This is a genomic window from Bacillus sp. FSL M8-0049 (assembly GCF_038593355.1).
GTDB classification, from domain to species: domain Bacteria; phylum Bacillota; class Bacilli; order Bacillales; family Bacillaceae; genus Bacillus; species Bacillus safensis.
In genome coordinates this window covers 1,387,259-1,401,317 of sequence record NZ_CP151986.1, presented here as the reverse complement: position 1 = coordinate 1,401,317, position 14,059 = coordinate 1,387,259, and the positions used below count along the sequence as shown (strand labels likewise).

10 protein-coding genes are annotated in these 14,059 nt (G+C 41.6%); 1 reads left to right on the top strand and 9 read right to left on the bottom strand.

Annotated features, from left to right (window positions below; translation table 11 throughout):
* Position 1 precedes the first annotated feature (1 nt).
* From ctaE to cyoE, 4 genes are all read right to left on the bottom strand, one after another.
* Positions 2-625 carry a cytochrome c oxidase subunit III gene (gene ctaE, locus NSU13_RS07170; protein ID WP_087977219.1) on the bottom strand — a complete coding sequence of 208 codons (624 nt, stop codon included), beginning with the start codon at positions 623-625 and terminating at the stop codon, positions 2-4.
* Positions 622-2,493, bottom strand: coding sequence for a cytochrome c oxidase subunit I (gene ctaD, locus NSU13_RS07165; protein ID WP_034281664.1), 1,872 nt, complete (start codon positions 2,491-2,493; stop codon positions 622-624). The genes ctaE and ctaD overlap by 4 nt, the downstream gene beginning before the upstream one ends.
* A gap of 75 nt (positions 2,494-2,568) precedes the next feature.
* A complete protein-coding gene (gene coxB / locus NSU13_RS07160; protein WP_342489962.1) occupies positions 2,569-3,636 on the bottom strand; it encodes a cytochrome c oxidase subunit II in 1,068 nt (355 codons plus the stop codon).
* 279 nt (positions 3,637-3,915) lie between these two features.
* On the bottom strand, positions 3,916-4,833 hold the full coding sequence (gene cyoE, locus NSU13_RS07155; protein ID WP_034281660.1) for a heme o synthase: 918 nt from the start codon (positions 4,831-4,833) through the stop codon (positions 3,916-3,918).
* Between the two features lie 393 nt (positions 4,834-5,226).
* Here cyoE and NSU13_RS07150 point away from each other — a divergent pair, with 393 nt between their 5' ends.
* Entirely contained in the window at positions 5,227-6,150 is a 924-nt protein-coding gene (locus NSU13_RS07150) for a heme A synthase (RefSeq protein WP_041118118.1), read from the top strand.
* 37 nt (positions 6,151-6,187) lie between these two features.
* On the opposite strand, the gene NSU13_RS07145 is transcribed toward NSU13_RS07150, so the two are convergent.
* The 5 genes from NSU13_RS07145 to glsA form a co-directional block, all read right to left on the bottom strand.
* The gene (locus NSU13_RS07145; RefSeq protein WP_328699063.1) at positions 6,188-7,624 is read right to left on the bottom strand and encodes a deoxyribodipyrimidine photo-lyase; all 1,437 of its coding nucleotides are present in this window, start codon (positions 7,622-7,624) and stop codon (positions 6,188-6,190) included.
* Positions 7,625-7,722: 98 nt separating this feature from the next.
* The gene (gene pyc, locus NSU13_RS07140) at positions 7,723-11,169 is read right to left on the bottom strand and encodes a pyruvate carboxylase (RefSeq protein ID WP_034281655.1); all 3,447 of its coding nucleotides are present in this window, start codon (positions 11,167-11,169) and stop codon (positions 7,723-7,725) included.
* Positions 11,170-11,248: 79 nt separating this feature from the next.
* Complete coding sequence (gene ftsW / locus NSU13_RS07135; RefSeq protein WP_046310843.1) at positions 11,249-12,460, bottom strand: putative lipid II flippase FtsW; 1,212 nt, start codon at positions 12,458-12,460, stop codon at positions 11,249-11,251.
* A gap of 210 nt (positions 12,461-12,670) precedes the next feature.
* Positions 12,671-12,952 (bottom strand): YlaN family protein, encoded by a 282-nt coding sequence (locus NSU13_RS07130; protein ID WP_003212509.1) that lies wholly within the window; start codon positions 12,950-12,952, stop codon positions 12,671-12,673.
* Between the two features lie 122 nt (positions 12,953-13,074).
* Positions 13,075-14,004, bottom strand: coding sequence for a glutaminase A (glsA, locus tag NSU13_RS07125; protein ID WP_034281651.1), 930 nt, complete (start codon positions 14,002-14,004; stop codon positions 13,075-13,077).
* Positions 14,005-14,059: the final 55 nt, after the last annotated feature.

Genomic DNA, 14,059 nt, shown 5'->3' with positions numbered 1-14,059 from the left:
CTTATCCCACCATTCCCATTAAATATACAACGGTAAAGATGAAGACCCACACAACATCAATGAAGTGCCAATAGAGACTTGCCACATAATATTTCGGCGCATTGTATAAATCAAGTCCGCGTCTCATATTTCGAATCATAAGAGCGGTAATCCAGCAAAGTCCGAAGGCAACGTGAGCTCCGTGAGTTCCTACAAGTGTATAGAAGGAAGAACCAAGAGCTGAGCTGGTAATCGTAAACTCATACGCATGCACATAGTGATAAAACTCATAAATCTCAACCCCTAAAAATCCAGCACCTAAAAGGACTGTGATACCAAGCCAAAGCTGCATCTTTTTAAATGCAAAGTTTTTCATATGATACATGGCATACACACTCGTTAAACTGCTCGTTAATAGAAGCATTGTGGCAATAAAGACAAGTGTGAGGTCAAACATATCAGTTGTTTTTGCTCCGCCTGCATTTGAGTTTTTCAGCGCCAAATAAGTGGCGAAAAGCGATGCAAACAGAACGGTTTCTCCTCCAAGAAACAGCCAGAACCCGACAAACTTATTCTTCCCTTCTAACGTGGCCTTCTCAGGAGAAGCCGGAAAGGTTTCCGCCGTCATTTTTTGTGGTTCCATTATGCTTTCACCCCTTTATCATCGTCGTCAGTCAAATCTTCTTTGTGAATATGGTATCCATGATCATCTTTCAGAGACCTAACCAGCATGGTCGCAAACGTAATGCCAAGACCAATGAAGATCACCGGAAGCCCCCAGCTGTGCTCTTGACGATACATGAAACCAAACGCTGACACAAATAGACCGAATGAGATGATGACAGGCAAGATGGAGTTATTCGGCATGTGAATATCATCGAGCGGTTCAGATGCTGTCATTCCTTTTTTACCATCCATTTTTTCAATCCATAATGGATCTAGTCCTCTGACAAGCGGAAGCTGTTTAAAGTTATATTCTGGCGGAGGCGAAGACACTGCCCATTCAAGTGTTCTTCCATCTCCCCAAGGATCGCTCGATACACGCTCCCCTTTGGCTGTTGTCCAGATGATATTAATCAGCATGATCACAACAGCTACAAACATAAACAGTGCCCCAATCGTACTGATCAAGTTCCCAAGCTCGAGACCCTGACCTGGCAGGAATGTAAAGACCCGGCGCGGCATGCCCCATAGACCGAGAAAATGCTGGATAAAGAAAGTTAAATGGAAACCGATGAAAAACAGCACAAAGCCAATTTTTCCAAGCTTCTCATTCAGTATTTTCCCAAACATCTTCGGCCACCAGTAATGCACACCTGCTAGAATACCGAATACAACCCCGCCGATAATGACGTAATGGAAATGCGCCACAACAAAATACGTATCATGGAACTGATAATCCGCTGCAGCTGCCGCAAGCATGACCCCAGTTACCCCGCCAAGTAAGAACGACGGAATAAAGGCAACAGAATAAAGCATCGGCGTTGTAAACTTCACATTACCGCCCCATATCGTGAGCAGCCAGTTGAATACTTTAATTCCTGTTGGCACCGCAATTGCCATGGTCGCTACAGCAAAGATCGCATTGGCGATAGGTCCAAGCCCCGTAGTGAACATGTGATGCGCCCATACCATGAATCCAAGGAAACCAATCAATACAGTAGCGAACACCATGGACGAGTAACCAAACAATCTTTTTCTTGCAAACACCGGAATGATCTCAGAGAAGATCCCGAATGCCGGCAGGATCAAGATATATACTTCCGGGTGTCCGAAAATCCAGAACAAATGCTCCCAGATGATTGTATTTCCTCCAAGCTCTGGATTGAAAAAGCTCGTGTCAAACATTCTATCAAGCATCAGCATCGCAAGCCCTGCTGTCAGCGGCGGGAATGCGAATAAAATAAGTGCAGAGGCGACAAATGTCGTCCAAGTAAAGAGCGGCATTCTCATATACGTCATGCCAGGCGCTCTCATATTAATAATCGTTGCAAGAAAGTTAATCCCGGCAATCAGCGTACCAATACCCGCAATCTGCAAACCTAAAATATAGAAATCCATTCCATGCCCTTCTGAATTCAGCGTGAGCGAAGCGTATGCAGTCCAGCCAGCATCAGGTGCTCCGCCCATAAACCATCCAAGGTTTAAGAAAATTCCTCCGAAAAAGAATAACCAAAAACCAAGTGAATTCACAAACGGAAATGCTACGTCACGTGCACCAATTTGAATTGGTACAACCGCATTCATTAATGCAAATAAAAGCGGCATAGCTGCAAGGAAAATCATTGTCGTTCCATGCATCGTCATGATTTCATTGTAAACCCCTGCACTGACAAAATCACTTTCAGGGATGGCTAGCTGAATACGGATAAACATCGCTTCTATCCCGCCAACCAAAAAGAAAAATCCCCCTGCCACTAAATATAATATGGCAATTTTTTTGTGGTCAACCGTTGTCAAGTAATCCCATAAGACAGCGCCAAACCCCCGCTTTTTAGCTATTGTACTCACCATGAAATCCCCCTCTTATCTCCCATTTGCCCCTTTTCATATAGATGTCCATACCCTCTTGAATATCTGCTCTAGGCGTTACTCGATTTTAAGACCTTTTAAATACTCGTAAAGTGCATCTGCTTCTGAGTCATTTAATTTAGGGTACGTTCCTGTCATTTTATTACCTGGTTTAAAGCTTTCCGGATCTTTCAGCCATGCTTTCACATTTTCTTTGTTCATGTCTTTGATTCCAGCTACTTTCGTTCGCTCTCCGAAGGTCGCAAGGTTTGGTGCTGTCCTTGCTGCTTCCGGCCGCTTGTCACCAGGCTCTACTGCGTGACAGCTTAAGCAGTTTTTCTCTTTAAATAGCTTTTCACCCTCTAAAGCGAGATCCTTTGTGGATTCAGGCTTCTTGTAATCAGCCATTTTTTTCGTCCATCCTAAGAACTCATCTTGAGAAAGCGTTTTAACTTTAAAGTCCATTAAAGCATGTGACGGCCCGCAAAGCTCCGCACATTTCCCGTAGAAATATTCCCCTGCATCTTTCGTTCGTTTCGAGTCAAAGATTAAGTAAAATTTGTTCTCATTATCTGTGTTTGTATCAATTTTACCGCCAGCCGATGGAATCCAGAATGAGTGTTTGACATCGGATGCTTTCAGCTTAAAATACACCTTTTGATCTGTTGGTACGATCAATTCCTGACTTGTGACAATCCCATAATCAGGGTATTCAAATTCCCACCAATATAAGCTGGCCCTTACATTAACAACAAGTGTCTTTTCAGGATCTCGTTTTTTCTTATCCATAGCGCTTGTGTCCCCTAGTTCAAGCGTGTATGCAACAACAGGTACAACGAGAATAATGAGTAGAAGAATCGGAATCGCTGTCCATGTGATTTCCAAGTTGCGGTTCCCTTCCACCTGCTTTGGAATCGTATCTTCTCCCACTTTAGAACGTTTGAATTTAATGATGACGTAAAAGAAAATGATCGATACAACAATGACGACAAGAACCATAATAAGTGTACTCAGTACCGTTAGGAAAAACTGTTTATCTGCTACTTCCCCAACTGGCTTGAGTGTTGATAAGTATGGTTCACCACAGCCCGCCAAAACGAGCGTCAGTAAGAGAAACAGTGAATAAACACGCCATTTTCTTATCATAATTTGTCCCAACCCCTTTTGCTTGATCTCCTTTGCCTTTCGCTTTTTACCTCTTATTTATAAAATCACTTCTCACCCATCTATAACCCCCGCCTCTTATAAAAGCACTTACATTTCCTCTTTTCATAAAAAAATGATGTTTTTACTCAAAATACCATCTATGTATAAACAGAAAGCCGCCTAAATAGAACTGAATATCAGGCGGCTTTCATAGTTGTTAGAAAATGTTGTGTTATAAGATATAGCCTTTGTTTTGATGTGATCAAAGTGTATTTCACTCTAGAATAGTGTAATAATAATCATCGCTACGAAAAAGATGGTTAAGTAGTTTAATGAATAAACGAACATGAGCGTCGACCACTTCATGATGTCTTTCATTTTAAAGCCCATAAGGCCAATAACAAGCCATCCAATATTAAGCAATGTACCAAGTGCGACAATCGGCCATCCTAATCCACCTAAGAAAAATGGAAGCGGTAGAAGACATGCTGTCCAAATGATGATCTGGCGTTTTGTGACTTCAAAGCCGTAAACAACTGGCAGCATTGGAATGCCCGCCTTACGGTAATCTTCCGTTTTCTTAATCGCAAGTGACAGGAAGTGCGGGATTTGCCAAATGAACATAATCATAAACAAAACCCAAGCCGTTGTGTCGATTGTACCTGTGACAGCTGTCCAGCCGATTAATGGCGGAACCGCGCCAGATACACTTCCGATAACTGTATTGATCGTGTAATGGCGTTTAGACCACATGGTGTAAAGAACCGCATAAGTAAAGACTCCAATAAATCCAATCACTGCTGATGTAATGGTTGTCATCAGAAGCATAATGAGTCCTAATACAACAAGCAGAATGCCAAATGCATACGCTTGCCCCGGCTGAATTTTACCTGTAACCGTCGGTCTTGTTTTTGTTCTTTCCATTAATATATCAATATCACGGTCAAACGCATTATTAATTGCGCATGAACCGGCAATAATAAGAGAAGAACCAATCATTGTTAACAGCACAATATCAAGATTTCCAAGAAAACTCATACCTGTAAAATAAAAAGCAAGCCACATTCCAGTAAATGTCGTAATGAAATTGGAATTGACGATGCCCATTTTAATCAGAGCAAGAAAATCTTTCCACGCTGTTGTTTCTTCTATTTGTCCATGAATAGCTGCTTCCGCGGCTGTTTTGGAATTTGCCAATGTGTATAACCTCCCTTGCCCAAACCTTCAAACGAACGAATGACACGTAAAATCATTACAACTCTATCATACAAGATAAACAGCTGTAAAAAAACATCCTATTAAATAATAAACGACAAACTTGAAGTTATTTGTGAACTTTTCGTGAATTTATTAGGATATATGTGTGTTTCAGAAGGCGGTGCAAAATGAAATATTCTCTCCTCTATTTCTATCAGACTGTCAAAGAAAGATCAAGCACTCTAAATCTGTAAACTTTGTGAACTAACATATCATTTTTTTGTGAACTTTGGTCATTATGAATTGCAACAGAACACGCATTTGGCTTAAACTTGAGAGCATGTGAGGTTTTCATTTACATCAGAAGTTTTTTAGAGAAGGTGAAATAATTTGATGAAATTTGCTTTAAGGCTATTGAGCGTGATCACAACGTTTGTGATGCTGATCGTGCTGATTGGCGGTGCGCTTGTGACGAAAACCGGTTCGGGTCTTGGCTGCGGTAGACAGTGGCCCCTTTGCCACGGTCGTTTCTTTCCTGAAATGAACCCCGCTTCCATCATCGAATGGAGTCACCGCATGTCAACAGGGGTTTCCACCATTCTTGTTCTGGCACTGGCGGTCTTATGCTGGAAAAAAATTAGTCCAGTATTCCGTGAAACCAAATTTTTGGTCATCATGTCCATTATATTTTTAATGCTTCAAGCGCTGTTAGGAGCTCTTGCCGTCGTATTTGGTTCTAACGCACTTGTGATGGCACTGCACTTCGGTATTTCACTCATTTCATTTGCTTCAGTATTACTGCTTGCACTTCTTGTCTTTGAAGCAACCAGATCTGAAACAAAGCTTGTGAAGCCGCTTCATATCGGCAAAAAAATGCAGTTCCATATTTATGGGTTGATCACGTATACGTATATCGTGGTATATACGGGCGCTTATGTGAGACATACAAAGTCAAGCCTTGCTTGTTCTGTCTTCCCGTTTTGTTCAAAAGACGGTGCGCTTCCAGCGTATTTTAATCAGTGGGTTCAAATGTCTCACCGAGCAGCAGCACTTCTTTTATTCGTCTGGATATTTGTCGCTATGTTCCATGCCCTGAAACATTATAAAGAACAGAAGCAGCTGTATTATGGATGGATCATTTCAGCCATTCTCATTACACTTCAAGCCATTTCAGGTGTGATGTCTGTTTATTCTCAGCTTGCACTTGGTTACGCGCTGGCTCATTCATTCTTTATTTCTTGTTTGTTTGGGGTGCTATGCTACTTCTGCTTACTTATTGCCCGGTTTAAATATGAAAGCAAAGAGCCATTTAGATAAAAATTGTATCCCCCTTTCATGTAGAGAGGGGGATTCTTTATTGTCGTTTTGCTTCTTCGAATAGCGAGATGGCTTTTTTGCGTCTTTCCTTGTGATCAACTGTCGGCAGCGGGTATGTATCACCCAGCACACAGCTCGATTTCAGTTGTTCATCTACCGGCATTTTACTTGGTTCATGAATCCATTTTTCCTCAACATGCTCTAGCTCTGGTACATATCTTCTAATATATTCCCCGCTTGGATCAAACCGCTTCGACTGGGTCGTTGGGTTAAAAATACGGAAGTACGGCACGGCATCTGTCCCAACAGAAGCTGCCCACTGAAATCCTCCAATATTCGAAGCCTCATCATAATCCACAAGCTTTTTTGCAAAATACGCTTCTCCCTTTCTCCAATCAATCAAATAGTCCTTTGTTAAAAATGAAGCGGTAACCATTCTTAAACGATTATGCATCCAGCCCTCCTCATTTAATTGTCTCATCCCTGCATCAACGAGAGGAAAGCCTGTTTCACCCTTACACCATGCTTCAAACAGCGTCTCATCTTCATTCCATTTCATTCCTTGAAATGCTGAATTGATTTCTTTTTCTTTCATCTCTGGATAATGAGCATAAATCATATGGTAAAAATCTCGCCACGCCAGCTCTTTGATAAAGGTTTCTCTGCCCTCGTCGTCAAACAGCCCCTCCTCATGAATCGCATGAAAGATCGTTCGAATTGAGATGGTCCCTGTTTTTAAGAAACGTGACAGCTTACTCGTTCCAAAAACAGATGGAATATCTCGTTTTTCATGGTAACGTGTTAGTCTTTTTTGGATAAAGTCTTGCAGCGTGTTCATCGCTTTGTGTGAGCCGATTTGATCAAATTTTCTTGAGCATCTCATGATTAGACTGCGCAGTTTGTCATTCCCTTTGTGTGAAAGTGACTCATCACAAATCGTATGAGCGCTATTGAGAAATGATTTGTCAACTTTTATCACAGGCTGCTTCTCTTGCTTTCGCCATGATTGATAGTATGGAGTAAACACTTGATAATGAGTGCCATCCCTTTTTAAAATATCTTGCGCCCCGTGAAGGTGTGTATCTTGCCATTTTGATACATGAATGCCCTTCTTTTCTAAAAAATCGGTTACTTGATGGTCACGCTTTTGACCGATTCCCACTTGATCTTCATTAAAAAAGACAGCTTTGATGTCATACACATCGATAACTTGCTGAAAGGCACGCAAGACATCGCCATAGAGAAGATGAACATACATTTGAGATTCTCTTGCTTTCTTGATAAAATGCGCCAAGCTTTGAAAAAAATGTTCGTTGTTTAAATCGAGGTCCATTTCAGTAAAAAATGGATCTAGATGATAAAGAGCAAATAATTTGTACTCGTGTTTTTTTGCATATGTGATCGCTTTTGACAAGGCGATATGATCATCTAATCGCATATCCCGGCGAAACCAAATCACAACAATGTTGTCCAACTTTCTTCACCTCACTCTATAGTGTAATCACTCTCACTGGCTGCTGCACATTTTAATGCGCTCAAAAAAGACACATCACGGTGGATGTGTCTCACTTCTTATTCAGGCTTTAATACGATTAACAGATCACCGGTTTGAATCGGTTCTCCATTTGTCACATGTATTTCATCTACGACCGCAGAAAATGGTGCTTGTACAGTCGTTTCCATTTTCATGGCTTCATTGATCATCAAATGCTCACCTTGTGAAATTTTCTGCCCTTTTTCCACGAGTACTTTGATGACAGTGCCTGGCATCGATGCGGCGATGTGATTTGGATTTGAACGGTCCGCCTTCATTTTTTCTTGAACGGAGGATTTGATGCTTTCATCCTTAATCACCACTTCACGCGGCTGGCCATTTAACTCAAAGTAAAGAACTCTTGTGGCATCTGGATTCGGTTCACCAATTGATACGAGTTTGACAATCAGGGTTTTTCCTTTTTCGATTTCTACCTCAATCTCTTCTCCAAGCCTCATCCCGTAGAAGAACGTTGGTGTATCAAGAACAGAGATGTCACCATAGCTTTCTGCTGTTTGGACAAATTCAGAAAAGACTTTCGGATATAAGGCATACGCAATTGCGTCTTGCTCTGTTAACGTCAGGTCATGAGATTCTTTGAACTGCTTCTTAATGTCTTCAAAGTCCACTGGCTTCAGCTTCTCACCAGGTCTGACAGTAAGAGGCTCTTCCCCTTTTAAAATCAGCTTTTGCAGCTTTTCTGGGAATCCGCCATGCGGCTGGCCTAAATAGCCTTTAAATAATTCCACAACAGAATCCGGGAAGTCTAGTGTTGCGCCTTTTTCATAAACATCTTCTTCTGTTAGATCATTTTGCACCATATAAAGTGCCATATCTCCAACTACTTTAGAGGATGGTGTTACCTTTACAATATCACCAAACATGTCATTCACACGTCTGTACATTTCCTTTACTTCATTCCAGCGCTCGCCAAGACCGACACCTTTCGCCTGCTGCTGCAAGTTACTATATTGACCGCCAGGCATTTCATGCTCATAAATTTCTGTATGAGGCGAATTCATGCCGCTTTCAAATTCATGATAGTATTTTCTGACGGAATCCCAGTATTGAGAAAGGCGTTCGACAGATTGGACGTTCATGTCTGGCTTTCTTTCATGACCATCTAAAGCATAATAAAGTGAGCTTGCACTTGGCTGCGATGTGAGTCCTGCCATAGAGCTGACGGCAACATCCACAATATCAACACCTGCATCAATCGCTCTTGCATAGGTGAACAGTCCATTTCCACTCGTGTCATGCGTATGAAGATGGATAGGGATCGTAAGCTCATCTTTTAAAGCAGAGACTAGCTCGTAGGCTGCCTGCGGTTTTAATAGCCCCGCCATATCTTTAATACCTAAAATATGCGCGCCGGCAGATTCAAGCTCTTTTGCAAGAGATACATAGTAATCAAGATCATATTTTGGACGAGATGGATCAAGAATATCTCCCGTATAACAAATCGCCGCCTCTGCCACTTTGCCTGATTCCCGAACAGAATCAATGGCAAGCGTCATGCCTTTGACCCAGTTTAAGCTGTCGAAAATACGGAACACATCAATGCCTGCCTCGGCTGATTCTTTTACAAATGCTTTGATCACATTATCCGGATAGTTTGTATATCCGACAGCATTTGATGATCTTAACAGCATTTGGAACAGCGTGTTTGGCACTTCTTGACGAAGCTCTTTCAATCGTTCCCAAGGATCTTCTTTTAAGAAACGGTACGCAACATCAAATGTAGCACCGCCCCACATTTCCATACTAAACAGCTCTGGCCATAAACCTGCTGTCGGCTGGGCAACTTTCTTTAAATCATGTGTTCTGAAGCGTGTCGCAAGCAGAGACTGATGCGCATCTCTAAAGGTTGTGTCAGTTAAAAGGACGTTATTTTGTTCTTTTACCCAGTTGGCAAGTCCCTCAGGTCCATGCGTATCTAACAATTGTTTTGTCCCAGACGGAATCTCTTGATTAAGAGGAAGCTTCGGTACGTCTGGCTTGTCAAAATGAGGCTTCTTTTTCTCCGCAATACCCGGGAACCCATTAATGGTAACGTTACCAATATAAGTCAGCATCTTCGTTCCGCGGTCTTTTTGCTTAGGGAAATTAAATAGCTCTGGCGTTGAGTCGATAAATGATGTATCGTATTCCCCTTTTAGGAACTTCTCATGCTTAGCCACATTTTCAAGAAATGGGATGTTAGTTTTAATCCCGCGAATCCTGAATTCTTGTAAATTTCGGACCATTTTAGCAGCCGCTTGATCAAACGTGAGCGCCCATGTAGACAGCTTGACCAATAGTGAGTCGTAATAAGGTGTAATGACCGCACCTTGGAAGCTGTTCCCTGTATCAAGACGTACACCAAATCCCCCACCTGAGCGGTAGGCCATAATTTTTCCTGTGTCTGGCATAAAGTCATTTAAAGGATCTTCTGTTGTGACCCTTGATTGAATGGCAAAGCCGTGTGTAAAGATATCTTCTTGCTTTGGAATACCAACTTCTTTGCTGTGAAGGTTATGCCCCTTTGCAACAAGAATTTGGGTTTGAACGATATCGACACCTGTGATCATTTCTGTAATCGTGTGTTCTACCTGCACCCTTGGATTGACTTCAATAAAGTAAAACTCTCCATTTGCAACAAGGAATTCTACAGTCCCTGCATTAATGTACGATACATTCTTGGCCAGCTGGACAGCTGCTTCGCAAATATCTTCACGCAATTGATCTGTTAGAGACACACTTGGCGCCACTTCAATGACCTTTTGATGCCGCCTTTGAACAGAGCAGTCACGCTCATATAAATGAATGATATTGCCGTGATTGTCTCCAATCACCTGCACTTCAATATGTTTTGGATTTTCAATCAGCTTTTCAACGTATACTTCGTCATTTCCAAAAGCAGCTTTTGCCTCTGACTTCGCACGGTCATAGGCTTCCTTCAGCTCTTCTTTTGATCTGACAATGCGCATACCCCGGCCGCCGCCGCCTAGTGAAGCTTTAATAATAAACGGGTAACCGTATTCTTCACCGAATTTTTCGACTTCTTCGACCGAATCAACTGGTCCGTCACTTCCTGGAATGACTGGAATACCAGCTTTTTTCGCTTCATCTCTCGCCTTTACTTTATCTCCAAACATATCTAAATGCTGAGAAGTTGGACCGATAAATTGAATGCCTTCCTCTTCGCATCGTCTTGCAAAATGAATGTTTTCGGATAAAAATCCGTAGCCTGGATGAATCGCATCCACGTCATTTCGTTTTGCAATTTCGATGATCCCCTCGATATCGAGGTAGGCATCAATCGGTTTCTTCCCTTCTCCAACTAGATATGCTTCATCAGCTTTATAGCGATGATAAGAGCCCGAGTCTTCTTTGGAATAAATGGCTACTGTACGTAAGTTGAGCTCCGTACAGGCCCTGAAGACTCTGATAGCGATTTCCCCTCTGTTTGCAACTAGAACCTTTTGAATTGTTCTCTGTGACATTCTCACTCCTCCATATCCCTTAAAATTTTATATGTACTCTATAATAAAGGAAGAAATGAAAACTGTACACTTTTGTTTTCTAAAGATTCAAAGTTTTCTGCAATCCATTTTTTTCAACCGATGGTTTGCTCATTGATTTTTTCTTTTTATAACGCTCTTTATATTCAGTAAACATGCTGATATTCAGCAGCATTCCCATACAGATGCTAAGTAAAATGATAGACGATCCCCCGTAGCTGATAAACGGAAGTGTCACCCCAGTAATTGGAATAAGACCTGAAACACCGCCTAAATTGATACAAGTTTGGATCGCAATCATGGAGGAAATTCCTATTGCAAGCAAACTTCCAAACGGATCTTCACACTTTCTCGCAATATAAAAACCTTTCACGACGATGAAACCAAGAAGAGCGAGAACAAAAAACACGCCGAAAAAACCAAGCTCTTCTGAGATAATTGCCATGATAAAATCTGTGTGCGGTTCTGGAAGATACCCGTACTTTTGAACACTTTCCCCTAGACCGAGTCCAAAAAAGCCGCCTGATCCAATCGCATAATATGAATTAATCAATTGATGCCCAGTAGCCCCTGCATCTTTAAATGGATCTTGGAAACTCTCAAAACGTCCGAGACGATTTTGCGTGAAAATTTTATCCCAAAAAAGAATAATAAACGGGGTCACGACGACCATCACTGCACTAAATAGCGCCAGCAGCTTGGCAAGCGTTTTGCCGCTAAAGCCTGAGCATAAAATCATCGCAAGGGCAATCATGCCAATAATAAAGGCTGTCCCATAGTCTGGCTGCAAAATGATAAATCCGCACAGGATAGAGACAATCACGATTGGAGGCGTGACACCTCTTAAAATATGATCAATATAATGCTGCTTTTTGGCATAGACCGCAGCAAGATAGATGATGACGACAATCTTCACAAATTCAGCTGGCTGAAGACTAAAAGGGCCTAATTTGATCCAGCTTCTTGCGTTCCCTGCAACATGACCGAGAAAGTACACATAGATGAGGGAAAAAACTGAAATCAGCAGCATACCAATCTGGAATTTCTTATTTGAAAACAGCTGATATGGAACTAATGCTGTAAAGATTAAGATGGCTGCTCCAACAATCATAAATAAGAGCTGTTTCTTAAAAAAGTTATCTGGCGCGGCATCGTATCTGATAACAGATGTAATCATACTTGAGCTATATACCATAACCAAACCGAATGCGCTGATTAAGATGATGGCGAACAATAATGAGTAGTCATACGATTTTAGCATTCTCTTTAACATATAATCCTCTTCCTAACGTCTGTTTCTACTGCTTGATATCTTCTTAGCTGTTCTTATTCTACTACATTTTCTCCGTTTGATCCCGTTTTACCTCTTTTATATTGTTCGTCATTCATGAAAGAATCAAGTCCGTTTGCCGTCAATCCATCAAAAGAAATGAGAGGACAAAAAAACTCAAACCTATGTTGTGGAAGTTTGAGTTTTCAATCGTTATTTTTTTGTGAACGCATCATGAAGTGCGGAAAGCTCTCTCTCAAGTTTATCGAGTAGTTTCTTGCCTTCATGTTGATCAACTAATCCAAGCCGGACAGCAAAATCAATCTCCCTCGATAATCCGAACATTTGAGTATCTAAAACCTCTTCATAAAGAGGACATTGCGGCATCGTTAAGTTGTCCATTTGCACTTGGATCAATTTTAAAATTTTATCTGCATCCAATTTTAATAAAGCCAGTGCTTTTTGCCGATGATCGACTAAAATTTCTGACGCCAAAAGTATCCCTCCGTTCCCCAGGCGAGTACCTAATTCTTCTATTTATCATAAAGCGAAACGCCCAAAATTGCAAGCAGATTTGTACAGTTCGCTTTGTAAAAATAAAAAGAAGACATTCCACATTAAAAGATACTCATCTCATATTTTTCACTCATGAGCTCAAGCAGCTTAATCCCAGCAATACTATTCCCTTTTTCATCCAGGGCAGGACCGAAAATTCCGATCCCAAAATCATATGGTGCCGCTCCCATAATCCCGCCTGAAACACCGCTTTTAGCAGGTATGCCGATATTAATGGCAAATTCCCCGCTTGCATTATACATGCCGCACGTCACCATAAAGGTTTTACAAATTCTAGCGACATCTTTTGAAAGAATTTGCTGGCCCGTCTCTGGATGTCTGCCATCTAATGAAAAAACACAAGCAATTTTCGCCAAATCTAAGCTGTTCATCATGATGGCGCATTGTTTCGTATACACGTCCATGACCTCTTCTACGTTCCCTCTAATAATATGATATTGCTTCATATAATAGCACATAGCCCGGTTAATCATCGATGTCTCAAATTCGGATGCCGCTGTCTCTTTGCAGTATGTAATGCTTTTATCATTTGCGAGCTCTCTAATAAAGCCAAGAAGGCGGTTCAGCTGATCTTGCGGAGTCGCTCCTCTTATTAAGCTTGTGACTGCAAGCGCTCCTGCATTAATCATTGGATTTAGCGGCTTATTCGGACTTGCTGTTTCCAGCTTAATCATTGAATTAAACGGATCACCTGTAGGCTCTTGTCCAACAAATTGAAAGACTTTTTTTGGCCCTTCTTCTGAGAGTACGAGCGCAAGGGCTAATACTTTAGAAATACTTTGCAGGGTAAAGCGTTTATCTACATCTCCTGCCGAGTGGCAAGTATTACTCACATGGTACACAGCCACAGATAAATCCGTCTGATCCGCTTTGGCAAGAGCGGGAATATAGGATGCTACTTTGCCATCTTTGGCCACTTTTTTTGCTTCTTCTACAAATCGCTGAAGCTCTTCATTGTCGCGACATGCCATGCCCAATATCCTCCCTATGTTTCATGTACGATTAGTGTGTACAAGGAGAAGCATG

What these genes read in the sequence shown, in the direction of transcription:
- ctaD (WP_034281664.1), bottom strand. Translation starts at nt 2,493, where the DNA reads ATGGTGAGTACAATAGCTAAAAAGCGGGGGTTTGGCGCTGTCTTATGG.
- glsA (WP_034281651.1), bottom strand. Translation starts at nt 14,004, where the DNA reads ATGGCATGTCGCGACAATGAAGAGCTTCAGCGATTTGTAGAAGAAGCA.
- pyc (WP_034281655.1), bottom strand. Translation starts at nt 11,169, where the DNA reads ATGTCACAGAGAACAATTCAAAAGGTTCTAGTTGCAAACAGAGGGGAA.
- coxB (WP_342489962.1), bottom strand. Translation starts at nt 3,636, where the DNA reads ATGATAAGAAAATGGCGTGTTTATTCACTGTTTCTCTTACTGACGCTC.
- ftsW (WP_046310843.1), bottom strand. Translation starts at nt 12,460, where the DNA reads ATGTTAAAGAGAATGCTAAAATCGTATGACTACTCATTATTGTTCGCC.
- NSU13_RS07150 (WP_041118118.1), top strand. Translation starts at nt 5,227, where the DNA reads ATGAAATTTGCTTTAAGGCTATTGAGCGTGATCACAACGTTTGTGATG.